Annotated in this window: 21 protein-coding genes and 1 pseudogene; 9 read left to right on the plus strand and 13 right to left on the minus strand. The window is 45.9% G+C overall.

Annotated features, from left to right (window positions below):
• Positions 1-82: 82 nt before the first annotated feature.
• Positions 83-334: a hypothetical protein gene (locus OOK74_RS13455; RefSeq protein ID WP_274721594.1), complete on the plus strand. Its 252-nt coding sequence runs from the start codon at positions 83-85 to the stop codon at positions 332-334.
• 355 nt (positions 335-689) lie between these two features.
• On the opposite strand, the gene malG is transcribed toward OOK74_RS13455, so the two are convergent.
• The 3 genes from malG to malE form a co-directional block, all read right to left on the minus strand.
• On the minus strand, positions 690-1,580 hold the full coding sequence (gene malG / locus OOK74_RS13460; protein WP_274721595.1) for a maltose ABC transporter permease MalG: 891 nt from the start codon (positions 1,578-1,580) through the stop codon (positions 690-692).
• A 14-nt stretch (positions 1,581-1,594) separates the two neighbouring features.
• Positions 1,595-3,166 (minus strand): maltose ABC transporter permease MalF, encoded by a 1,572-nt coding sequence (gene malF / locus OOK74_RS13465; RefSeq protein WP_274721596.1) that lies wholly within the window; start codon positions 3,164-3,166, stop codon positions 1,595-1,597.
• Positions 3,167-3,238: 72 nt separating this feature from the next.
• A complete protein-coding gene (gene malE, locus OOK74_RS13470) occupies positions 3,239-4,420 on the minus strand; it encodes a maltose/maltodextrin ABC transporter substrate-binding protein MalE (RefSeq protein WP_274721597.1) in 1,182 nt (393 codons plus the stop codon).
• Positions 4,421-5,086: 666 nt separating this feature from the next.
• Between malE and malK the strand changes: the two genes are divergently transcribed.
• Positions 5,087-6,208 (plus strand): maltose/maltodextrin ABC transporter ATP-binding protein MalK, encoded by a 1,122-nt coding sequence (gene malK / locus OOK74_RS13475; RefSeq protein ID WP_166015140.1) that lies wholly within the window; start codon positions 5,087-5,089, stop codon positions 6,206-6,208.
• Between the two features lie 55 nt (positions 6,209-6,263).
• Here the strand turns inward: malK and vpsT are convergent, their stop codons facing one another.
• Both vpsT and ppiC read right to left on the minus strand, forming a co-directional pair.
• Positions 6,264-6,938 (minus strand): LuxR family transcriptional regulator VpsT, encoded by a 675-nt coding sequence (gene vpsT / locus OOK74_RS13480; protein WP_277207372.1) that lies wholly within the window; start codon positions 6,936-6,938, stop codon positions 6,264-6,266.
• 224 nt (positions 6,939-7,162) lie between these two features.
• Positions 7,163-7,441 carry a peptidylprolyl isomerase PpiC gene (gene ppiC, locus OOK74_RS13485; RefSeq protein WP_166015142.1) on the minus strand — a complete coding sequence of 93 codons (279 nt, stop codon included), beginning with the start codon at positions 7,439-7,441 and terminating at the stop codon, positions 7,163-7,165.
• A gap of 297 nt (positions 7,442-7,738) precedes the next feature.
• On the opposite strand from ppiC, the gene OOK74_RS13490 reads away from it, so the two are divergent.
• A complete protein-coding gene (locus OOK74_RS13490) occupies positions 7,739-8,659 on the plus strand; it encodes a chemotaxis protein (RefSeq protein ID WP_278183287.1) in 921 nt (306 codons plus the stop codon).
• 27 nt (positions 8,660-8,686) lie between these two features.
• Here OOK74_RS13490 and OOK74_RS13495 read toward each other — a convergent pair whose 3' ends face one another.
• Positions 8,687-9,193, minus strand: a complete 507-nt coding sequence (locus OOK74_RS13495) for a MarR family winged helix-turn-helix transcriptional regulator (RefSeq protein WP_278183288.1) — start codon at positions 9,191-9,193, stop codon at positions 8,687-8,689.
• 277 nt (positions 9,194-9,470) lie between these two features.
• Here OOK74_RS13495 and OOK74_RS13500 point away from each other — a divergent pair, with 277 nt between their 5' ends.
• Entirely contained in the window at positions 9,471-10,994 is a 1,524-nt protein-coding gene (locus tag OOK74_RS13500) for an EAL domain-containing protein (RefSeq protein WP_278183289.1), read from the plus strand.
• A gap of 93 nt (positions 10,995-11,087) precedes the next feature.
• Here OOK74_RS13500 and pncB read toward each other — a convergent pair whose 3' ends face one another.
• A complete protein-coding gene (gene pncB, locus OOK74_RS13505) occupies positions 11,088-12,395 on the minus strand; it encodes a nicotinate phosphoribosyltransferase (protein ID WP_278183290.1) in 1,308 nt (435 codons plus the stop codon).
• 408 nt (positions 12,396-12,803) lie between these two features.
• Between pncB and OOK74_RS13510 the strand changes: the two genes are divergently transcribed.
• On the plus strand, positions 12,804-13,520 hold the full coding sequence (locus OOK74_RS13510) for an NUDIX hydrolase (RefSeq protein WP_274721604.1): 717 nt from the start codon (positions 12,804-12,806) through the stop codon (positions 13,518-13,520).
• Positions 13,521-13,669: 149 nt separating this feature from the next.
• Positions 13,670-15,037, plus strand: a complete 1,368-nt coding sequence (locus OOK74_RS13515; RefSeq protein ID WP_430741976.1) for an alpha-amylase family protein — start codon at positions 13,670-13,672, stop codon at positions 15,035-15,037.
• A gap of 200 nt (positions 15,038-15,237) precedes the next feature.
• Here the strand turns inward: OOK74_RS13515 and OOK74_RS13520 are convergent, their stop codons facing one another.
• The 4 genes from OOK74_RS13520 to OOK74_RS13535 all read right to left on the minus strand — a co-directional run bounded on the left by OOK74_RS13520 (position 15,238) and on the right by OOK74_RS13535 (position 18,088).
• Entirely contained in the window at positions 15,238-15,705 is a 468-nt protein-coding gene (locus OOK74_RS13520; RefSeq protein WP_166015149.1) for a YjiG family protein, read from the minus strand.
• The gene (locus OOK74_RS13525; RefSeq protein WP_166015150.1) at positions 15,705-16,430 is read right to left on the minus strand and encodes a nucleoside recognition domain-containing protein; all 726 of its coding nucleotides are present in this window, start codon (positions 16,428-16,430) and stop codon (positions 15,705-15,707) included. Before OOK74_RS13525 ends, OOK74_RS13520 begins: the two co-directional genes overlap by 1 nt.
• A 212-nt stretch (positions 16,431-16,642) precedes the next feature.
• The gene (locus OOK74_RS13530; RefSeq protein ID WP_274721606.1) at positions 16,643-17,122 is read right to left on the minus strand and encodes a methylated-DNA--[protein]-cysteine S-methyltransferase; all 480 of its coding nucleotides are present in this window, start codon (positions 17,120-17,122) and stop codon (positions 16,643-16,645) included.
• A 75-nt stretch (positions 17,123-17,197) separates the two neighbouring features.
• The gene (locus OOK74_RS13535) at positions 17,198-18,088 is read right to left on the minus strand and encodes a LysR family transcriptional regulator (RefSeq protein WP_274721607.1); all 891 of its coding nucleotides are present in this window, start codon (positions 18,086-18,088) and stop codon (positions 17,198-17,200) included.
• A 150-nt stretch (positions 18,089-18,238) separates the two neighbouring features.
• Between OOK74_RS13535 and OOK74_RS13540 the strand changes: the two genes are divergently transcribed.
• The 3 genes from OOK74_RS13540 (at position 18,239) to nagB (ending at position 21,838) form a co-directional block, all read left to right on the plus strand.
• On the plus strand, positions 18,239-18,598 hold the full coding sequence (locus tag OOK74_RS13540) for a MaoP family protein (RefSeq protein ID WP_166015153.1): 360 nt from the start codon (positions 18,239-18,241) through the stop codon (positions 18,596-18,598).
• A 75-nt stretch (positions 18,599-18,673) separates the two neighbouring features.
• Positions 18,674-20,665 (plus strand): flavohemoglobin expression-modulating QEGLA motif protein, encoded by a 1,992-nt coding sequence (locus OOK74_RS13545; RefSeq protein WP_278183292.1) that lies wholly within the window; start codon positions 18,674-18,676, stop codon positions 20,663-20,665.
• 372 nt (positions 20,666-21,037) lie between these two features.
• A complete protein-coding gene (gene nagB, locus OOK74_RS13550; RefSeq protein ID WP_166015155.1) occupies positions 21,038-21,838 on the plus strand; it encodes a glucosamine-6-phosphate deaminase in 801 nt (266 codons plus the stop codon).
• A gap of 306 nt (positions 21,839-22,144) precedes the next feature.
• Here nagB and OOK74_RS13555 read toward each other — a convergent pair.
• Both OOK74_RS13555 and OOK74_RS13560 read right to left on the minus strand, forming a co-directional pair.
• Positions 22,145-23,152 (minus strand): annotated as a pseudogene (locus tag OOK74_RS13555) (tetratricopeptide repeat protein); the annotation flags it as partial.
• A 167-nt stretch (positions 23,153-23,319) separates the two neighbouring features.
• Entirely contained in the window at positions 23,320-24,156 is an 837-nt protein-coding gene (locus tag OOK74_RS13560; RefSeq protein ID WP_278183294.1) for a MalM family protein, read from the minus strand.
• Positions 24,157-24,219: the final 63 nt, after the last annotated feature.

Consider the following 24,219-nt stretch of genomic DNA (forward strand, 5'->3'; position numbering starts at 1 on the left):
TACCAGCGCCTGTCATCCAATTGTCATCAAACTTTGCTTAAATGTTTGCCCATCTCTAGCTCACGGATTGTACGCTTTTGTTATGGCGCTAACCCTCGATAAAATTACGCTAACCGAAACGACTTTAAACAACCTAAAATCGGTCGAATATCAATGGGTCAGAACACTGTACGTGCAAGGCTATCAACCAGAAGCAATTAACCACTATATTCAAACCTGTTTTGGTGGTGATACCACTTTTGCCGATCTGTTCCGTCGCGTTGCGATGCATGAGGAGAGTCTCTATTTGCTGCTGAGATACTTAAATTGTGCGCCTTCTAGTCGAGAGTTCTAATTTTTCTGTACTCTTCATTCTTGATTACCACTCAATTTCTGATCTGACTCGCAACCTATCATGCTAGCTCTGTTGGCAAATAAGGTTGTGCTTATACTGGCAAGCGTGTTCGATATCCTTCTTACTTGAAGCTGCAACTACGTTGTTTGGGTATATAACAGAGATCAGCCATAAAAAAACCCGAGCTAAGCTCAGGTTTTGGTTACAAAAACTGTTAGTCGTGAACTAGTAAGGAATAGAGCTAACAGCCAGCTATGCGTAACGCCAGAATTGCAGCTTCTTAACTTGTCGGCGGCCAAACCAATAGTTGTTAAGAAGGGATACAATGGGCGACCTTAGGTCGCCCTTATGGTTATTATCCTTTCACACCACCAGCCGTAAGTCCTCCGACTAACCAGCGCTGCGCAAGTAAAAATACAATCGTGATTGGGAATGCTGAGAGCACCGCTGCGGCGGCAAAATCACCCCACAGATAGTTCTGAGGATAAAGATACTGCTGCATACCAACCGCAAGAGTGTACGAGTTTACATCAGAAAGCAGCAGCGATGCCACCGGAACTTCGCCCACCACACCGATAAATGACAAAATAAACACCACCGCCAAAATCGGCACGGATAACGGCAGCAACACCAGTCTAAACGCTTGCCAAGGGGTAGCACCATCCAACGCTGCCGCTTCTTCTAATGAACGATCGATCGTTTCAAAGTAACCTTTAATCGTCCAAACGTGCAGCGCAATCCCACCAAGATAAGAGAAAATCAAGCCACCATGAGTATTTAAGCCCAAGAATGGAATGTACTGACCAAGCTTATCAAACAACGCATACAACGCCACCAAAGCCAGCACCGCAGGGAACATCTGGAAAATCATCATCGCTTTTAAAATCGTCTCTTTACCTTTAAAACGCATCCGAGCAAAGGCATACGCAGAGGTGGTTGACAGTGCAACGATCAATACCGACGTGATCCCCGCCACTTTGACTGAGTTCCACAGCCAAGTCATCACCGGAAACGGAGGTGGTGTCACCGTACCATCAGCATTTTGCACCGCAATACCAAGTGCTAATTTCCAATGCTCCAGCGATGGGCGATCCGGAATTAAGCTGCCAGTCGCGAAGTTACCTTCACGAAACGAAATCGCGATAATCATTAACAACGGGAAAATAATCATTGCTAAGAACACCCACAGTGCCGCGTGGGTTGCCCACACGCGATACTTAAGAGATTTACCTTGTACCATAGCCATATGAATGCTCCTTATTATTGGCTCAGCTTAGTAAAGCGCAGGTTAAGCAGCGCTAAGGCGCCTACCAGTAAGAAGATCAACGTGGCAATCGCACTCGCCAGACCGAAGTCTTGGCCGCCCGCGCCTTCAAACGCAATCCGGTAGGTATAGCTGACCAGCAGATCGGTGTAACCCGCAGGCTCTGAAGTGCCGATACGGTTAGGTCCACCTTGAGTTAACAACTGAATCATAACAAAGTTGTTGAAGTTAAAAGCAAAACTTGCGATCAGTAACGGTGTCAGTGGCTTAATCATCATTGGCAACGTAATTTTGGTGAAATTATTAATAAAATTCGCACCATCAATCGCCGATGCTTCATACAGATCATCCGGGATCGCTTTAAGTAGCCCCATACACAAAATCATCATATAAGGGAAACCAAGCCAAGTATTGACAATCAATACCATGGTTTTGGCCAGCAGTGGCTCAGAGAACCAAGCCGGACTGATCCCAAATAAGCCATTCAGTACCATATTGATTTCACCGAAGCTTTGGTTAAACAAACCGCGGAAAATCAAAATCGAGATAAATGCCGGAACCGCATAGGGCAGAATCAGTAGCACACGATAAACCGCGCGGCCTTTGAGTGCTTCCCACTGCACAACACTTGCCAGTACCAGCCCAATGATCAGGGTAAAAATCACCGTTAAAACTGAGAAGATCACCGTCCAAATAAAGATATTGATAAACGGCTCTTTAATGCCCTCATCTTTCCAGACTCGTTCAAAGTTGTGAGTCCCAATCGATACCACAAATCCAGGCGAGACGCGATCACCGATAAATTCACCGCTATCATTGACTGGTTGGTAAAAACCGATTTCCATATTAGGACTAAGCTTTTGACCCGACTGATTATTGATCAGCGTTTCACCATCCGCTTGTAGGGTATACAAAGGTTTGACTGCGGCGAATTTGCGTAACCCGCTCATACGGATATCTTCACCATCAGGGAAATGCAGATCAATGCCACTTAATACCGAACGATAACTGATGATGGTTTTGATCGGTTCAAGTTCACCCGCAACACCCTCTACCACTTCGATATTGAGATCCGATGGAATATTCTCACTCAGCGAGAAAGCTTCAGTAGCTAAAAGCTGATCTCCATCTTCAATCAGTAAACGATAACCTTGCTCAGTGTTATAAAGTTGGAATGTATAACTCTCGCCACTTTGAAAGGTCTGATCCATCAGCACCGACTGCGCCCGCTCCAACGAGAGCTGATTTTTCGCACTGTAGTTGGTAAAAGCCAGGTTCACGGTATACGCGAGGGGGAACAGAATAAACAGGATCATTCCCGCAATACCGGGATAGATATAACGATGTGCGTATGTTTTAGGACTGGCAAATACATACAAAGCCAATGTGGTCAGGATCAGCGTCAGCAATGCAAACGCTACCTCACCGCGAGAATACATAATAATGGTTGCGTAGCCATTCACGATACCTACTGCGCCAAGTACTGCCCATTTTAAAAATGCACGTTTGTCGATTGGACGTACCGCAGTTGGTTCGGACATAGCCTGTGTACCTTGAGCTGACTGCATAAATAACCTGCTAGCGTGTTGTTACCAAGAAATGGGAGGGGGAAAATGCCCCCTCCAAGATATGACGATGGGTTATCGAGTCATCTGTTTTTCAGCATCAGCCAGTGCGGCATCAACGGTTTGGCGACCATCAACAATGTTGATGATGGCATTTTTCACTGCACTCCAGAATGCGTTCATTTCTGGAATATTAGGCATGATTTCACCATTCATAGCGTTATCCATGGTCGCGGCAATACGTGTATCCGCATCCAATTCACGCTGGAATGAATTCAGTGCTACAGCACCCAGTGGTTTATCATTGTTCACCATACGTAGACCATCATTGGTCAACAGATAGTTTTCGATAAACTCAACCGCTAGATCTTTGTTTGGAGAAGCGGTACTGATACCCGCAGTCAGTACGCCGACAAAAGGTTTTGACGCTTGAGAGTTAAATTTAGGCAGCGTTGTCACACCATAATTGATGCCTGACTTATCAATGTTGCCCCATGACCATGGGCCGTTGATGGTCATCGCTGTGGTACCTTGGTTAAAGGCTGCTTCAGATACCGAATAATCCATATCTGGTGAAATGATCCCTTTATCAACTAGGCCTTTGACGAAGTTCATCGCCTCTTTGACACCTTTGTTGTTAACGCCAGCATCTTTGACATCGTAACCATCCATGCCATATTTGAACGCATAACCACCATCAGCAGCCATTAGCGGCCAAGTGAAATACGGTTCTTTGAGGTTCCACATAATCGCGGACTTGCCTTCTTTTTTCAGTTTGGCATCCAGTTCAGCCACTTCTTCCCAGTTCTTCGGTGGGTTAGGCACTAAATCTTTGTTGTAAATCAAAGATAGCGATTCAACAGCAATCGGATAACCGATCAGCTTACCTTTGTATTTCACCGCATCCCAAGCAAAGTCCACGGTACCCTCTTGGATTTTCTTGGAAGGTTTGATCTCAACCAACAGACCCGCATCAGCATAACCACCAAAGCGGTCATGAGCCCAGAACACAATGTCAGGACCATCACCCGTGGCCGCCGTTTGTGGGAATCGATCTTGCAGGCCATCAGGGTGAGCCACGGTCACTTTCACCCCAGTGTCCGCTTCAAATTTTTTACCGACTTCCGCCAGACCGTTATAACCTTTATCACCATTAATCCAAATAGTGAGTTGTCCTTGTTCTATAGCAGCATGGGCACCAAACGAACCAAGAGCAACCAAAGTGCTCAGCGCGACTGTGCTTAGGGCATTTTTCATATTTATATCCTTTTTTTTGTGTTGTAGGGCTCACCAAGAGGTTTTGCCGTATTTCGCCATTCATGATCAGAAAAAAGCGCATGCAACTCATCATCCCAATCCCTACGCCCTCGGTATTATGGCGTATTTTCGTGATCTCTATCGATGCATGTCAGCGAGCTAAATCACAAAAAGCAGGATTGGTGTGATCCTACGCAACTTATCCGCCATCAATTATTTGAACTGGATCTAACTACGCCTGACACCCCCTCCTCCACCTCATCCTTGACTACTCCCCCTACAAAAAAAATGATGAGGAGGATGCAAGCATTGACCATTTCACACAAACTCACTGCATCCTAAAGAGGATGGTAAGAGCCTTTTCCAGTTCACAACTTGTGACTGGTTCCACCGCCAAGTCGGTTGTCGATATAAAATCATATTGGTAGTGAGCATTACGGGAGAGATATGATTTTTTATACGGGGGAAACAACCGACTTTTCGTGGCAGACGGGTGAATGGCTTCATAGCCGGAGTCTTCACCCTTTCTTTTCTTACCTAATAAGGCGGCGCTGTCAATCGAGCCACTGTGGTTCGCCTTATCCAATTCCTGCTGTTATTGCGTGCACAATAATTCATATAATGAGCCGCAGTAATGATTAAAAATCTTGATCGAGGACGAGCTAGATGGCGAGTGTCACGTTAAAAAATGTATGTAAAGCTTATGGCGATGTGCTGATTTCTAAGGATGTCGACCTAGAGATTCAAGAAGGCGAATTTGTGGTATTCGTCGGCCCTTCAGGTTGTGGTAAATCAACCCTACTGCGTTGTATTGCCGGGCTCGAAGACATTACCTCGGGCGATCTGTATATCGGTGAGCAACGGATGAATGATATTGAACCGTCCAAACGCGGAGTGGGTATGGTGTTTCAATCCTACGCACTTTATCCGCATCTCAACCTCTATGACAACATGTCGTTTGGCTTGAAACTGTCTAAATCGGACAAAAATGAGATCAAACAACGCGTCGATCACGCTGCTGAAATTCTGCAGCTCAGTCATCTGCTCGACCGTCAACCAAAAGCCCTGTCTGGTGGTCAGCGCCAGCGAGTAGCGATTGGTCGTACTCTGGTTTCGCAGCCTAACGTCTTTTTACTCGATGAACCGCTGTCTAACCTTGACGCGGCGCTACGCGTGCAGATGCGCTCAGAAATTACCAAGCTACAACGCAAACTAGGCTGCACCATGATTTACGTTACTCACGACCAAGTCGAAGCGATGACCATGGCCGATAAAATCGTTGTGTTGGATGCTGGTTTTGTCTCACAAGTGGGTAAACCACTTGAGCTGTACCACTACCCAGAAAATCGCTTTGTGGCCGGTTTTATAGGTTCACCAAAAATGAACTTTATGAGTGTGTTTATTGAGGCGGTAGAAAAAGATCGCGTACAAGTACAACTTTCTAAAGGAGCAACATTCTGGATCCCTGTCGATGGTACCACCGTCACACGCGGTCAACGTATGTCGCTCGGTATCCGTCCAGAGCATTTAGTCGAAGCGGAAAAAGGTGACGCTCAAATCGAAGGTAAAGTGATGATCGTTGAGAAATTGGGCAACGAAACACAAGTCTATATGAATCTAAAAGGCTCTGACTCTGATGTCATTTATCGCCAACCCGATACCCTCGATGTTGAAACCGGTGACTCGTTGACAATTGGCATCCCTGCCTATCGCTGCCATCTGTTTCACAGCGATGGTCGAGCTTGCCGCCGTCTATACCAAGAAAAAGGCACCGAATCCAAGCGTTAAGCCTATCTTTACTGACTACGCCCTCTTATTTAAGAGGGCTTTTTATTATGCCTAATTAAGCATCAACATCTTCAAGACCGATATTATTTTTGGCCCAAATCAGAGCCTGCAGGCGGTTTTTGGCATTAATTTTTTTAAATACATTATGCAAATGGGTTTTAACGGTATTTTCACTGACAAAAAGCTGATCGGCAATTTCAATATTAGATGCCCCACTGCCCAGCAACTTAATAATTTGTTGCTCTCTTTTGGTTAATTTTGCGTACATTTGCGAAGTCACCACAGAATGGCCGGTACGATAATGCAGGATATATTCTTGAGCCAGTTTACGCGTTAACCACATTTCGTCTTGCAAAACGTTGCCCATACCTTTGATCAGCTTATCGATATCATCCTCTACATAAAAAACACCGACCAGATTATTCCACTTGAACAATGCTTTATGCTCAATATCGAGCGGACAATTTATAATGACTTCTTTTGCATCAGGGCAGCATAGCTGCTTGAAAGCGCTATAATCATTTAAGGCATTGTCTGCAATTCTCGAGTAATCAATCATCAATATCTGAATATTTCGACTGGCGGGCTTATTTTCCTCAAGCCAGATTTGTGAAAATGGCGTGATCTCCAGCGCCACGGGAAGCTTTGATTCCAGTGCCTCTTTCAACAATCTCGATTGCATACCAACATCAGACAACATTCTAACGTTTAGCTTTTCCTGACCTTTCATTTCATCCTTCCTAACGCAGCAAGACCAACGTAATTAAACTAACGTTAAGTAAGGCGAAGTCAATCTTCAAAAATAAGACAAACGTTTAAGCAGGGAAATTTAAGACCATAATGAGCATAATGCATCATGTTGAGCGTTATTTCTCAATATTAAGAATATATTAATCACAACCACGGCAAGCATTAATCAAATATCAACCAAGTTGCTTAATTAATTGGCAAAAATTACGTACGATAAAGCACTTTGATGACATGCCAACCAAATTTGGTTTTAACCAACTGCGGGGTTAATATCTCCCCCTGAAAACACGCTTTATCAAAAGCAGGCACCATTTGACCTTGGCGAAACTCACCCAGATCGCCGCCTTTTTTACCTGAAGGGCACAACGAATATTTTTTGGCTAACAGATGAAACTTAGCCCCTTGCTTGAGTTGCGCGAGAATATCATCCGCTTGTTGTTGATGTTTGACTAAAATATGCAACGCTGCCGCAGTACGAGCCATAGGATCCCCCGATTTTAATTAGCCGCGTAGTGTACCTGAACAGCCATAAATGTAAACGTATGGCTTAGATCAAAATAAATGGCTTAAATATCAGCTAAATTCAAGCTATACCCAAATAACTTGGAGTTGCAGGTAGGCGGCAAGTGAGTGAGTCCCCACGAGCATAGGCAAACTATGTGATTGGGGTGAGCAAACGTAGCCAACACCACTGCAGCTTCAAGTCGGAAGGGGCTATTGCATTACCGATAAGGTAATTTCGTCTAGTATCAATCACCTTCACGAGATAAAGATAGCGTTATGGCAAAAGTGGTCAGTAAAGCGAATCAAGCACAGGGCATGTTGATGTTCACCCTCAGTGCTCAACAACAACTTTTCGCGATTGGTACTCTAAAAGTGCGGGAAATTGTCACTTACCAACCGATGACGCAAATACCCTACTCCCATCATCATGTGATTGGTACTGTGACCATTCGCAATTTAACCATCCCGGTGATTGATATGGCGGCTGCAATTGGCTTTCGTGCTATCCAGCCCAGTGAATATCAACAATGCTATCTGATCGTGACCGATTGTTTGCGCACCGTGGTCGCGTTTATGGTGCGTAGTATTGAAAAAATCATCGAATGCGATTGGCGACAAATTGAGTCCTCGCCGCCTTCTGCTGGGCACAATGTGTTTGTCACCGGCATCACTCACTTTCAAGATAAGATAGTCCAGCTCCTTGATGTAGAATTACTGCTGTCAAAAATCTATCCTCAGTATGAGTCATCGAAAATACCCATGTTGACCGATATTGAACGTGAACGGCTTAAGCCACTCAATATTCTGCTCGTCGATGATTCTTCGATTGCCCGTAAACAGCTCTCTGATGCGTTAGACCGCATTAATATTGCCTATCAGATATGTAAAAATGGCAATGATGCGATCGAACTGATGCGTAACATGGCGAGAGAACATCGCGCAATCAATATTCTGGTCAGTGACATTGAAATGCCCGGCTTAGATGGCTATGAACTGGCGTTTGAAGTGCAAAATGATCCCGCGTTAAACCAGGCCTACTGTATTTTGCACACCTCCTTATCCAGCGAAATCTGTCTTGATCGCGCCCACCAAGTCGGGGCTCATGAAGCATTAGAGAAATTTAATGCGACCGAATTGATTGAGGCGATGCTACGCGGAGCCAAAAAACTCCAAACTCAGTGCTTAACTCAGACATAAATCGCTCAGTAGGTAACGGCTAGCCTCTTATTGAAAATGCCCATCCCAGCGCTGTTCATAATGGCTTAGCCATTGCTGCAATTGATTGGACAGCGCATCTTGCTCAAGCTCAGAAAAACCGTTCAAAATGCGCGTTTGCCACGCCAAATATTCGACTAACAAGGCGTCGATGCGGTACACACCTTGCTCACTGAGCGTAACGTCAATACTGCGCCGATCCGCTTGGCTTATGGTCCGAATCAGCCAGCCTTTGTGTTCAAGCTGATCCAGACGATAGGTCATCGCACCTGAGCTCAACAAGGTCAGACTTTGCAACATAGCGGGGGTTAAACAGTAAGGCGCTCCAGCACGACGCAGCGCAAGCAACACTTCAAATTCACCTGGGGTTAAGTCAATTTGCTGGTAAAACTTCGCCATTGCCAATTCAATACGTTTAGTGATGCGCAAGGTACGGTCAATAATTGCCATCGGTAAGGTATTCCACTCTGGCTTTTGATCTGCCCATTGCTGAATCGCGATAGTCACTGAGTCCATAGGTACTCTTCCTTTTCATACTTAGAGATTATGTTATCAACATCATGGAAATAAACCATTTTTCGGTATTCCCATTACAATTCAGTTCAGTTCATCTACTATGATAGAAATATCAACTATACCCAAATAACTGGGAGTTGCAGGTAGACGGCAAGTGAGTGAGTCCCAATGAGCATAGGCAAACTATGTGATTGGGGTGTACGAACGTAGCCAACACCGCTGCAACTTCAAGTCGGAAGGGCATATATCCAAGCCAATAATCGCTAAGGAATAGCCAGTGCTTGCGAAAATACCGACCAGAATCGCGTTAGCCATTTTTATCTCACCACTGATTATTCTGTTGCTGACCCAACAGTTGTGGGTTACTTATGCGATACAGTTTTTGCTCAATCAAAAATTTACAGAAATTAATCAATATGTTGAGCAACGTAATCTAGCTTTGGATAACATGATCACCACTCAAGTGCAGTCGATGACTTTTAGCTGTGACACGAATGATATGCAACTAATTAATAATCCACTGTTTTACAATCGCTTTATCCGTCTGATCGGGATTGAAACTGCGCAAGGAGTCGGTTGCTCAACCATAGGTTACCCGATCCCACTACCCGCTGAGTTGCCTAACTCAACCATAATGAGCATGGGCTATCACCTTTCTGCCACACCGCAAACCGAAAGTGCGTCACGGGAGCTGTTAATTCAATATGTTGAGCCGCGTGGCCGGGTATTTTGGGTAGTGGATGGTAGCTGGGCACAAGAACTGCTACGTGAGCCTTGTACCGAGTGTTTTTATCTGAAATTTCGCTTTTTAGACCCGGCCCTGAGTGCGCTCACCATCCAACGCGGCAATTTGGCCATTTTGGCGCAAACCGAGAAGCTGTCGGTTTATCGACAATCCGGCCAGGCGCCCTTTGAGAGCGAACAGACCTTGATCGCAGGAGCGGCTCTACACACTTTCGCCCGCCAACAAATTTTCGCATGGGGGATCCCTATCTCTCTGCTGCTTGGCTTACTGTTTTCCAGCAGCTATCTGATTTTGCGTAACTATCGTAACTCAATTGAAGGCTTGATTGAGAAAGGGATCCGAGATGAAGAGTTTATTCCTTACTATCAACCGATCGTCGATTCTAGAACCCGTGAAGTGGTCGGTTATGAAGTCCTACTACGCTGGCAGAAAGGCCAGCAATTGTTACCGCCAAGCCTATTTATCTCTGCTGCCGAAAATTCCGGTTTAGTGGTCGAAATGACCAATCAACTGATCCAAAGAGTCTGCTTAGATTTAGCGCATATTCCGGCTCACTGTTGGATAAGTATAAACGTGGTCGCTGATCATCTAGAGCAACACCATCTTTCCCAATTATTGGAACAGTTACACTGGCCATACAGTGAACGTATTACGTTTGAATTAACCGAAAGAACACCGATCAAAGTCATGACCCAAGCGCAAGATGAAGTGGCTAGTCTATTGCGACAAGGCTACCAGTTTAAACTGGATGATTTTGGTACTGGCTATGGTGGATTTGCTTATCTACAAAACTTACAAATTACCAGCATTAAAATCGACAAAATGTTCGTCGATACCATCAACACCAGTGATGTAAAAATCAGCGTATTAGATTCGATTATTGGCTCAGCCCAGGGCGGTAATATTGAAGTGATCGCCGAGGGAGTGGAACATCAGTATCAGGTCGATTATTTAGCGCAACGCGGTGTATATTGGATCCAAGGTTATTTCTATGCTAAGCCGATGCCACTAGAGCAAGTTTTGCAATTTACCCTCCATCCAACACCGACACGGTAAGTCGGTGATGAGCAGTAACGCGACTCTAGCGCGTCACCGCCTCATCCGACAACCATGATAAAAGAGAGATCAAAAGAGAAGCGCGGCGATCAATTATGCCGCTGAAATATAATTGCGTGGCGAACGGGTTTGCTGTGCAAGCTCTTGGATCAGCGCATCTAGATTCAGTTCAATATTAAAGCGGCGTTTAAGGTTGGCGAGAAAGATCGGATCTTCACACATCGCTTTCTCAGGTTGGTCACTGATTTTTGCCACCGGACGACCTTGACACTCAGCCAGCTTAATCACCATCGATAACGGACGATATTCAACCCCTGCCGCGTTGCGCCACTGGGCTAAATCATTGGTCAAAAAGGTGCCAATCCCAAACGAAATTTTCACTCGTCCAGCAAAATACTCACACAAATCCAACGCCTGATCGAAATCCAAGCCATCAGAAAAAATAAACAGCTTGCTCATTGGATCAATACCGAGCTGCTGATAATGAGCAATCATGCGATCCCCCCAGCGGAATGGACAACCGGAATCGTGGCGCACCCCATCATAAGCATTGGCCAAGTGACGATTAAAATCACTCAAGAAAGCATCAATGGTTAAAGTATCGGTTGGAGCAATCGCCAACATGCCATCAAAAGCGCTTAGCCAACGCTGTAATGCCACTTGTTGTGAATCACGCTCATTCACCAGTGCTTGATGGCCCATAAACCACTCATGGGCAATCGTGCCAATCGGTTTTAAACCAAACTCACGCGCGAAATGATAATTGCTGGTGCCCAACATCCATTGTGGAATTTCTTGCTGCAAACACGCCACCACATCACGTTGTACTTGGCTGGAGAAACGACGCCGCGTGCCCATTTCTGTGAGTGAGAAATTGGTGATGCCACGGCGAGCAATGTCGGCTTTGAGTTTAGTTAATTTGCGCTGTAACACCTTGAGCGGCAAATCAGCGGGAACATCCGCCCAACGCTGACGACTGCGCACTTCGGCCACAATCGCCATCACTAAGGTTTCATATAAGATGGTGTCACGCCAACTACCGCGAATACCAATCCGCAGTTGCTGTTTACCTGCCTGCTGCAGCACACCGATTTCCACCTGCTCTTGCGGCGTAAAATGAAAATAGCGCAGAGATTGCAAAAAAGTCGGCTTAAGATGGGGCGCATGCTGGATTAAATAGTGAATATCCGCGTCTGAAAAACGCAGTGAACCCAGTTCGGCGATCGCTTGACGAATTTCGGCGAGTAGTGAACTGACATCCTCATCACTGCGCACAATCAACTCGTAACGTACTGATACATCGGGATAAAAATGGTGTATCGCCTGCATCATATTGATTTTATAAGCATCAAGGTCAAGCAGACTACGAATGATGTGGGGAGAAAACAGGCGTGGACTCATGATTGCCCTCCTTCAGTTCACTTTCGATGTTAGTAACATATTGTTGCTAACTTTTGCTGGCACGATAATCGAGCCACCAGCGTTTGTCAACTTTTGTGACAAACCAAGCATAAAAATGGCCATCATCACTCTTATCACCAGCTATGACTATACCCAAATAACTTGGAGTTGCAGGTAGGCGGCAAGGAAGTGAGTCCGCATGGGCATAGACAAACTATGTGATTGGGGTAAACGAACGTCGCCAACACCGCTGCAGCTTCAACTCGGAAGGGGATAGACACAGCTCTTTTGATTATCGATAGTGGCACCATTATGTCTGAAACCTAAGTTTGTCACATTTTGTTATTTATATTTGACCCTTACCTTTCAGTTACCTAGAATACTCCTATCTCACTTTAGGAGCCTTGTATGATTGTCACCATTGATATGGTCTGCTTGCGCCTAGCCCCAGCGGGTATTGAGACCTTATTAGTCAAGCGCAACAATCCACACCGCTCTGACTGTGGCTTATGGGCATTGCCTGGCGGCTGGGTGTTTGATGAAGATCTCAGCGCCCAAGGCGGAGAGCCGGCCGATAAAGATTTTGACTCTGCGCGGCGGCGCATCTGCCGCCAAAAAATCCATACCTACCCGAATTTCATCAGCGATCCACTGGTCGATGGCAACCCTAAACGCGATCCTGATGGTTGGAGTATCAGTATTTCCCACTACGCCCTACTCAATCACACCAACATTAAACAAATTGAAGAAGCGGGCATGGCCAAAAGCCGTGTCAATTGGTTTGCGCTGGAGAATATATTACAAGGTAAGCAGACTCTGGCCTTTGATCACGTGGCACAAATTCAGCACGCTTGGAAAAAACTGCGCGCTGCGGTCGAATACACCTCTGTCGCCCTATTCTTGCTTGAAAAAGAATTTTTGGTCGCCGACATTATTGATGCCTACGCTAAATTCGGCGTCGAAGTGAACCGCATGACCATCAAACGCCGCTTAATCGACACAGGTGTGATAGTCAGCACTAACCGGATTGTCGCCTCCAACAAAGGCAAAGGCGGCAAACCTGCGATGGTCTATCGCTTAGCCAGCAAAGAGATGATCTATTTTCAGACCTGCTTACGCAGTTAGTCGGTAAATAGATCATTACTACGCCTCACCAATCCTCCAGATCAGCCTTCGATCAAGGAGGATGACGCCCAGCAAGCCACGTCTATAATCCCAGCCATTGAATTGCTTCAAACCCATGCACCACACGACAAAAATGTGTGGCGGCGTAGTTGCAGGGAGTCACACCATTGTCCAAATCCAATGCCAACGTTATTTTGCATGCCTTTGATTGGCCATATGCAGAGATCGCCAAACAAGCCAAATTAATTCAGCAACTGGGCTATGGTTCAGTACTGGTTTCACCACCGATGCGCAGTGCTCACTGCGCGCCATGGTGGCAACGCTATCAACCACAAGATTACCGAGTGATCGATAACCCACTAGGCAATACCCTCGATTTCAAAGCCATGCTCACGGCCCTTAGCCAGCATGGCGTGCAAGTTTATGCCGATGTGGTGTTTAACCACATGGCCAATGAAACCAAACAACGCAGTGATCTGAGCTATCCTAGTCAAGCCGTACTTGCCGAATACCAACAAGATCCCGAACACTACGCCGAACTACGCTTATTTGGCAATCTAGCTGAACCGCTATTTAACCAGCAAGATTTTGTCGCCGCATTTGGGATTAAAAATTGGCAGGATAAGTGGCAGGTACAAAATGGCCGCATCAGCGGAGGACCAACGGATCCTGGCTTACCGACCTTACGCGTGCATCCGCATGTGATCGAGCAGCAGAAAAACTATTTGCTCGCCCTCAAGCAAATGGGCGTGAAAGGTTTTCGCATCGATGCAGCAAAACACATGACCTTAGAACATATTAAGCAAGTGTGGAGCGATGCTATCACCGATGGTATGCATATTTTTGGTGAAATTATCACCGCAGGAGGCGCCACCGAGCAGGAGTATGAAATTTTTCTGCAGCCCTATCTGCAAGAAACACGCTTTGGTGCCTACGACTTTCCGCTGTTCAGTATTTTATTTAACGCTTTTTCAGCCCAAGGCAGCTTAAAAAGTTTGATTGATCCCTACTGCTTTGGCCAAGCGCTTTCCAATCGGCGCGCGATTACCTTTGCGATCACCCACGACATCCCTAACAACGCGGTATTTGCCAATCTAGTGTTGGATGAAGCCGATGAATGGTTAGCGTACGCTTATGTGTTAGGTCGTGATGGAGGAACCCCTCTGGTGTATACCGACCTCAATCCAAGCGGGATCGAAAATCGTCAAGGCCAGCCACGCTGGGTCAATAGCTGGCAAGATCCACGCATGGCGCAGATGATCGCCTTCCATAATCAATGTCATGGCGAACCGATGCAAGTGCTGATCGGCACCGATGATCTGCTGATCTTCCACCGCGGTACCCAAGGCTTAGTCGCGATCAATAAATCACAGCGTAAGCAGTCGGTAACCATCGCTTGGTCACAAGCTATGCAAGAGACGTTAACGGGTCAAACTTGGCAGCCAAATAATGGCCAATTAGAACTGGAGCTTGCAGCGCAAGCTTATGTCATGTTGTGCAGCTTCAGTGAAGCCTAAGCCAAGTGGGTAATTGGTATCAACCGATCTAGTCCACATTGCGGCAGCTTCAAATAGATAGGCAATAAGTGCGATAAAAAAATCCCCACTGATTGGCTTGAGTCACTTAACACTCAGTCAATCAATGGGGAGAGTCGATGCGCTGCCTCACCCACTTAGCATGGTGTTTCACCACGCCCAGTCAGTGGACAAATAAACCCTTACAGGAATAGGTTCATCACTAACATCGCGCCAAATGCGTTGAGTACTGAAATCGCAATCATCACTGGGATATAGCGACCTTCAGTACCAATTGGTCCAAGAATACGACCGATATACTGCACTTGCGATCCCATCAAATAAATCGCAGGAGCCAAAATCGCAATGTGGGTACCATTTAAAATACCTTGGTCAAACAAGGTGATCACCACACCAACCGCACCGCCCATCGACATCCATGCACCAATCAGTACTGCCGCCGCTTCACCAGGCAAACCAAAAATAGCCATCAGTGGTGAAAATACCGTACCCATCAGATCAAGAGCACCGGTAATTTGCAGCGCTTTGATGATCACAAACGCCATCAGTACATTCGGTACTGTTGAAGTCGTTGCAATCACCCAGCCTTTTTTCGCCCCTTCGACGAAAATATCCGTCACCATTGGCTTTTTCGCTTTCACTTCGCTCATCAGTTTGCTTCCTCTAATTTTGGCTCTTGCTGAGCAGATCCTTTACCTTCGGTGAGGTTCAAATAGATACGGAACAAGTTGGCACCGACAATTTTGAAGATAAACATCACCGCAACCGCAAGACCGATTGAAGAAGTTACCGCGGCAGAGCCGTCAGCCAGCGTCAGAGTGAACAGCACCGCACCAGAAGAGAAGAAGTTAACAATGGTCGCACCTGCAGAGAATTGGAACATGGTAAACACGTCCGCTTCACGCTTAGTCAGATGACCTTCATCTTTAAGCTGACGAGTCATGGCTGAACCCGCATCGGTACTTTGCAAAGAAGCAATCAGCGCTAAACCAGTATTACCCGGAATACCCATCACTGGGCGCAATAATGGTGTTAACAGCTTACGAGCCGCATCCAGTGCGCCGTAATGTTCCAGCACATTGATCATACCCAGTGCGAACATTACGGTTGGGATCAGGGTCAGAGCAAACAGGAAACCATCACGAGCACCACTGCCCCCTTGGCCACGCAACGAAGTGGTTGCAACTTGTAGCCCATCAGCGGTTTCGCTGACATTGTACGCCACTTTACCAAAAGCACCGTTTAACGTGGTGAAATCAAATACACCATACCATTGGTTAGATTGCAGTAAGCCAGAGAAAAAGACCACTGCGAATGCTAACGCAACGTAGCATCCCCAGGTCACTTTTCGCTCTAGAGTTGTCGATTGACTCATCATTACCTCTATAAGATTGAAAAAAATTGGCCGCTATGGTGCACCAATTGCGTGCCAGAGGGAATGATCAAAGTCAATTAGATGATAAAGCTGAGTTTTTGATTAAAAATAAAACATTATTTTGTTAAATTAACAATAACAAGCATTAAAGAACAATTCACCCAACAACTAGATCGTCGTCATTGATAATCAATTCAAAACCAACTCGGTGCTTATGTGCTTGTTCGCTGCTCAAGATCCAGCAGAAATGCTTTGCGCTCTAAACCGCCCGCATAGCCGGTCAATTGACCATTTTTTCCTACCACACGATGGCAAGGCACAATGATCGACAGTGGGTTTTTACTATTGGCTACCCCAACGGCTCGCACCGCTTGCGGATTACCGATCGCCTCAGCCAGTTGCTGATAACTGCAAGTTGCTCCGTAGGGAATCGCACACAATCCACGCCATACCGACTGCTGGAATGGTGTACCAGTAGCCGCCAATGGCAGATCAAATTGGCGGCGCTGACCTGCAAAATACTCATTCAGTTGTTGAATGGTTTGCTTGAGAATCGGCCACGTTTGGCTCTCATGACCTAAATCGCTCGGTTGCGTGGTTTGAGTAGCAAACCATACCCCAAGCAACGCGTGTTGATCGGCTTGCAAAGTCATGCGCCCGATCGGAGATGAATAATGGGTAAAATATTTCATTGCCTCGCTCCTCCCGCTAACTCGCAGCGCTGATCGAGTCATCGATTAAACCACGCGCAGATCCAACGGTCTCAATCAGATAATTTCAGCCACTGTGCTGCTGGCACTACGCAGCGTCTCCAGTGGATCGAGTGTTTTGATCAGCTTTTCTACCTGTACAATCGCTTCGATGGATGAGCTATTTTTACGATAGCTAAGATAGAGAGGTCGATGCCATTGATTGACCTCAGACACTGGATATAACTGTCCGCTTTCTAGCAAAGGTCGCACCATAGTTTCAGGCAAATAAGCACTGCCGCCTTTCTCAATAATAAAATCGAGCGCAATTCTCGCGGTCGAAGTGCGTAAAAACGGTGCAGGCGCTTTCGGATGACGATCCGCATGCTCGGATGCAAATCGAGCGCCCCAATCAACATACACATAGCGATGTTCAAACACATTTTGTGCATTCGCCGGCTGAGTCGAGACTAACAGCAACACCAGATCAGCGACTTTTTTACAATGCAGCTCTTCCGCTTTGATCGGGTCAAAAGCAAACGCCATATCCAAGGTTCGCTCTAACAAGCCACGGTTGAGTTGTTCACGCCCCATCACTTCTGCTAAAAAGCCATAGCCTTCAAACGTATCGGTGATCCGACTCAAACAGTGCTGTAAATACGCATCCCAAATATTGGGCGTACCCCCTAACGTCAGCTGTAATGCTTTACCGCTTTCCAGCGATAATTCAAATTTAGCCTGTTGCAGGGTCGCTACCATTACCTCGGCATAGCCAACCAAACGTTCACCCGCCGAAGTTAATTTGATGTTGTTGCGATCTCGGGTAAACAACTGTGCATCAAAATGATTTTCCAGTTGTTTGATCCGCGCGCTGACCGCGGCTTGCGTCAAATACAGGTTTTCAGCCGCGCGCCCAAAGTGGCGCACTTTAGCCAGTTCAAGAAAGGTGCGAAAGACTTTTACGTCCATATAGTTTCCTCTGATATTACCCGCGCAGATTAACAAGGAAGCGGTATTATGACGATAAAAAATTTTTGTTTTTCTTTTATTAAGATTACGCCTAACTTTCGCCGTGACCCACGCTTACACGCTGGTTGAACATAGACACATGAGGTTGACATGGCTGAGACAGCATTTCGTCAAGGAAAAAAACGTTTTTTCGATACTAAAAAGTTCCCAAGAGGCTTTGCTAAGTCTGGAGATTTTACTCTGGCAGAAGAAGAGATTTTAAGCCTATACGGAAATACCATGCTCGGTTTAGAGAGTGGTGAACTGACCCCAGAAAATGACCAAGAACAGCATTTCATTAAGGTGCTAGAAAACCCAGATTTAGCTGAGCATAAATTAGAAAAAGCTTGGTTAAAATACACTCGTTTAGCACGTGGTCGTAAACGCTTTCACACCTTAAATGGCCGCAATAAGCCAGATGGGACTGAAGATTACACTGACGATGAACCGAGCTTAACAGAAGAAGATTAATTCTGACGGCGATCATTCCATCGGTCGCCATTGTGACATGGATGGACGACAATTTGCGTCCTTATTGGAGGTAAAATGTCGAACCCTGTGTGCAATGTTTATTCGCTTGATGAGATGCTCTCGATGATCCAGCGTGAACAGCCTTTTGCTGGATCACTGGAATCAGCGGGCTGTTATATCAAGGTGGATAACTATCTGCCGGTGGTCTGCACCGCCATCCATGCCGGTAGCCGTTTACGCGAAGATTTGCTCAAACAGTGCCAGTTAAGCCAAGCGGAGCGCCATTTAGAAGAAGCGCCTTACACCGATCAATTTATCGCCTCACAGCCGATCACATTATGTGGCCTCGATTCACGTTTCGAATACGATCTCAATCGCGCTAAAACCCTCAGCACTCGCTACAAATCAGCCTGGAATCGCCCACTGAACGATAAGCAACGCAGTGAAAGTCACCGCAAACACAGTGCATTTTATCAGCTCTATGAAGCCTTGATCCGCAAACTCGAAGCCATGCACGGCATGGTGATCGTGTTCGATATGTATGCTTATAACTATCAGCAACTGGGTGATAAACCCACGCCGGTATTTAATGTCGGCACCGCGCAAATCGATATGCAACGTTGGGGGTCGGTGGTCAAACGCTTTTGCACTGAATTAAGCAAAATTCAACTACCGCACATCAAAAACCAAACCGAAATCAATGCTCTGTTTGAAGGACGTGGCTATTTGATTGCCCACACCAATGCGCACTTCGATCGCACTTTAGTGCTGCCGACCGAAGTAAAAAAAGTGTTTATGGAAGAAACTAGCGGCACGGTTTACCCCTTGGTATTGAACGCCCTGTGCAGTGGCTTGAAAAGCGCGTTTAGTCAAACCAGTGCCTATTTTCAGCGCCAGCATAATCGGCGGCGGATCAGTAAATCAAAAATGCTCAGTTCATCGATTGAGCCTGCAATTTTGGCGATTGATGACGCGTTATCCAAACTGACTCGCAAAGTCGAAACGCTTAAATACGTCAACCCGACTAACCTCAATAGCGAGCAAAAACGCTTTGAAGCGGCACCCAGTCGCTACAAACCTGAGTTTCGCTACAAACAGTTACCAATCAATGCTAATCAGTTCAAACAGCAGCTCTATCAATTGCCGATTGACACCATTTCCGATCCCGATTTAAAACAACTTTATGGATCGATGGTGGATAAATTGAATGAAAAAATCGATTTATTAACCAGCATTGGCCAAGAAGCATTTTTGTATAACTCACTGCGTTTTTATGGTCGCCCCAAACACACGGCGCTCGAAAACGCGAAATTTTTGCTGTACGCCAAAACTTTAGCCGAAGAGCAAGGACCACTGTATAACGCGGATCAAGCGGCGCAAATCATGCTGGAAAAGGCCCAGCAGTGGGGGATGCATTGCCATATTACCCCAACAGCATCATTAGCTGCCCGCGCGATGGTCAGTGGTAAAAAACCACCTACCCTGTATCTCAACAGTAAAGCGACGTATTCACATGCAGAAATTCAGCGCTTGATCCAGCATGAAATTGGTGTGCACTTAGCTACCACCTTTAATGGTCGGATGCAGCCTTTGCGAGTATTTTCCATCGGCTTGCCCGGCGCAACAGAATCACAAGAAGGCTTAGCGATTTGGGCTGAATACAAAGCGGGCTATATGTCACACGAGCGCTTAAAAACCTTAGCCACTCGGGTATTGGCGGTCGATTCAATGCTTAAAGAGCAGGATTTTCACCAAACTTTCAGCTATTTAACCGATGAATATGGCGTGGATCGCGACAGTGCTTTTATCACCACCACCCGTGTTTACCGTGGCGGTGGTTTTACGAAAGATCATCTCTATCTCGAAGGCTTTATAGGCATCTTGCACCAAGCCCAAAAACGCAACCTCGATAATCTATTGGTCGGAAAATGCAGCTATCAATATCTTGATTTGATTGATGAGCTGGTCGAGCGTGGTTGGTTAATCAAGCCACAGTTTCGATTTGATGATTTAGGCAGCGAACCGACACCGACCCTCAAATATTTGATTGAATCACTACGCTATTAATCACCAATCGCCAACCTTAAGCACGGTTGCCCTCTCCGCCTAAATTGATTCAGGATCAGAGCTCAGAGCTCAGAGCTAAGCAATGCTCACAAAATAACTTAATTTTCAAAATGAATTTTTTATGGCGAGATGTGATTGACTCAGACCAAACCACAAATTTCCTCAGCTCAAGCGATTGAATATTGGCTCAACATACCACGATTGACGATACAATCGACTCAAGACTCGATTTTTTGACCTAAAACAATAGCAGTTTTTGAGGTCTTATTTTATAATGCAAATTAACTTATCCATCCCCGCTGCTGATCGATAAAACAGCGTCAAATAGGATGGGATCACAAGACATCATAAATTGAAATTTAGGGGCAATACATGAGACTTATCCCACTGAAAGCCGCAGCACAAGTTGGTCAATGGGCAGCAGCACACATCGTTAAACGTATCAACGAGTTCCAACCAACCGCTGAACGTCCTTTTGTACTAGGACTGCCAACTGGCGGTACGCCACTAGCGACCTATAAGGCACTGATCGAATTGCACAAGGCTGGCAAAGTCAGCTTTAAGCACGTAGTGACATTTAACATGGATGAATACGTAGGTCTGGCGGCAGATCACCCAGAGTCTTATCGCTCGTTTATGTACAATAACTTCTTCAATCATATTGATATTCAAGAACAAAATATCAATCTATTGAACGGTAATGCCGCGGACCAAGAAGCCGAATGCCAACGCTATGAAGACAAAATCAAATCATACGGCAAAATTAACCTCTTCATGGGTGGTGTTGGCAATGATGGGCATATTGCATTTAATGAACCTGCATCATCACTCTCTTCACGCACGCGGATCAAAACCCTGACGGAAGATACGCGTATTGCCAATTCACGTTTCTTTGCTGGCGATATCAATCAAGTGCCTAAATACGCCCTGACCATCGGTGTTGGTACTCTGCTCGATGCACAAGAAATCATGATCCTAGTTACTGGCCACAACAAAGCGCTCGCACTGCAAGCGGCGGTTGAAGGTAGCGTTAACCACCTATGGACCGTTTCTGCCCTGCAACTGCATCCTAAATCAGTGATTGTGTGTGATGAGCCATCGACTCAAGAGCTGAAAGTGAAAACCGTGAAATACTTCACTGAGCTTGAAGCAAAAAATATTGTTGGCTTCTAAGTTGCGCTTCAGCTAAGCAATCTCGGATCGCGGTAATCACCGTATCCGAAACCCTATCCAAGACCCTATCTAAAAAACTAACGCCCCGAAATTCGGGGCGTTAATTGTTGTCTGCCATAACATGTTGCTGAATAAATCGGCTCGTTAAATCAACCCAAACCAGCTTTATCGGTTATCGATCATCGGCTGGGAAAAATCTAACGCTTCAGTGCGCTCATACGCCATGGGATCAGCCTGAGGCATTGGTTCAAGGGAGCCATCAATACTCTCCACAGGTTGCACAGCAATAGAGTTAAGCTCTTCGCTTTTAAGCGGCAGCGGAATCTGACGTTTATACAATTTATTTAACGCGCGGATAATCGAGTGCTTAGTCACTGAACCAGTTGCCAGTTTGCGTTGCAATGGCTTGGCTAATGATTGTAAACCAACGATCGATTCAACCCCAAATTTACCGCCCACCCAATCTCGTAAATGTTTAGCGGGTTCATAGCCCATCGAAGCGGAAAGAAACAGCCAGATGTAGCCAATCGCATTACCATGAGCACCACGATCAAGCCACGCCTCTCCGGCATGAAACATCGCTTGGGCATGGCCTTTTTCCGAGGCTCGCTCTAGCCAATAACATGCGCTGGGAAAATCACTTGCGCCACCCACACCATGTAATAAGTTTAATCCAAACTTCATCATCCCCTCGGCGCTGCCCATTTCGGCCGCTTTGCTATACCAAAAGGTCGAATCGGCCGGCGTTGGAGCAATATTATCGGCGGACACACACCATCCACCCATAAACAATATAGCCTCGATCAAATTCGCCTCTGCCGCCGCTTGGATCAGCTCAATCCCTTTCGCAACATTGACTTCAATATTGCGACCATGCAGCCACGCCATACCCGTTTCAAATTTAGCCACAAGATCGCCTTCCATGCCCTGAGCGCAAGTCTGCCAAAACTTGGCTTTCTCTTGCGCAATCACATCATCGCGGATCCGCTGGCAAATGCGCACCATGCCATACATGGCGGAGATATTATCCAACTGTGCGGCTTTCTCATACCAAAATAGCGCTTCTTTTAAACTACTACGCTCAGCCTCTTTGGCTAAAAACAAAATCGTTGGAATATGCCCCGATTCGGCTTTAAACAACCGCTCTTTGCGTTCTTGCTCTCGGTTACGCTCTAACGCTTTGCGATAGGTTTCTTCGCGCGCTTTACGCTCAGCTTCTAGTCGTTTACGTCTTGCTGATAACACCATCATCCAGATAAAAAATAGGATCAATGTTAACCCTGTCGCACCAATTGCTATTCCAATAATATTCATAATTTCTCTAATAAGGTGATTGTATTTGCCACCATACGAGCCAGTGGACCACCATAAAAACAGCTTGGATTGTACTGTACATCTCACTGAGAAACTATGTCTTACCAAGAAACTCTGCACGATCAAAAATGGGTGGCAATCGGCCACCCATTTGATACTACGAGCGTTTAGTGGCGAGCATTCACCGCTTGCACAAACACCTCTTGCACCCCTTCGATGCCCAGTGCTTTAGCTTCATCTAATAAGCTGAGGGCTTTAGGTAGATCATTGGCTTTAACGGCTTGCTCTATCGATGAGAAATAATAAGCCTGCGTATCCGGCTGCACTTGAAGCTGTGTTTTTGCAGTATCGCTAGAAGTCGTGACTTGACGTTCTTCGCTACGTACAAAAGAAAAGAAAGAAGGTCCTGAAACTTCCAACTCAATCATTCCAGTTAACGCATGAGGCACCGCGATATCTTTCACTTCTGGAAGATGATTGCCTCGCGCCTCCGCATCAATTCTTGCTGGGTGTGCGACGTATGTGACATCTTGTAAATCTTGCTGCTTGGTGTACACCAATACAAATAGAGATTGATAACCTTGCGGTGGATAAAAATTCAACTCTGCCACTAAACGATTACCTAAGTGTAAACGCGGCTTACGGTATTCAAACACCGAATCATCAAACGACTCAACCACTTGGCCTTGTGCATCGACAATCATTACATGTGGGTAGAACACCGAACGGCCAATTTCACTGGTAATCGTCAGTGTCATTTGTCCACGATCTGCTGGGATCTCAAACAAAGCAACCGGACTGGCAACCATTTGGTTACGTAAATATTGCGTTTCGTTGCTCAAAGCGACTTTAGTTGAACTCGGAAACTTGACTTTGATCGCTTGTAACTGAGAGATTTGCTGAATATCTTGTTGCACATTAGACGTGGTTTGCTCAATCACTGCGGAATTTTGACAGCCAGTCAATGCAATACATCCGCCCAAAAATAAGGCTCTAAACACCATAACAACTCCTTTTTATCATTTTTTTTAAGGCTCTCATTAAATCAACCCACTGCAAACCGAAGT

Origin of the sequence: Vibrio misgurnus (assembly GCF_029635775.1) — a bacterium.
GTDB lineage: Bacteria > Pseudomonadota > Gammaproteobacteria > Enterobacterales > Vibrionaceae > Vibrio > Vibrio chanodichtyis.